We start from the raw sequence: 389 nt of genomic DNA, 5'->3' as shown, positions 1-389 counted from the left end.
CTCGAACTCTCGACCTCAACCTTGGCAAGGTTGCGCTCTACCAACTGAGCTATTCCCGCATTTTGACCTGTTCGCACGCTTGAATTTCTTCAACCATGCTGGCTGGCAAGCCGCAAATTATAGAGCATATTTTCTCTATCAAGCCAGAATTTTGATTTTTTACACCCCGCGAACGGGACCGCAAAAATGGCAATTCTGGAGGCGCGGTCCGGAGTCGAACCGGACTGACCGGATTTGCAATCCGGGGCATAACCGCTTTGCTACCGCGCCCGAAGTCTGGCTTGTTTAGCAAAAAGGGAAGCCTGGGCTTCCCTTTTTCTGGAAATTGGAGCGGGAAAAGAGTCTCGAACTCTCGACCTCAACCTTGGCAAGGTTGCGCTCTACCAACT

Annotated in this window: 1 tRNA gene; it reads right to left on the bottom strand. The window is 51.4% G+C overall.

The features are described 5' to 3' along the window. Window positions 1-196: 196 nt before the first annotated feature. Window positions 197-270: transfer RNA gene (locus B2J89_RS21895), tRNA-Cys, on the bottom strand. Window positions 271-389: the final 119 nt, after the last annotated feature.

It is taken from the genome of Acidovorax sp. SRB_24, from assembly GCF_012931925.1.
This window is presented reverse-complemented; position numbering and strand designations above follow the sequence as displayed.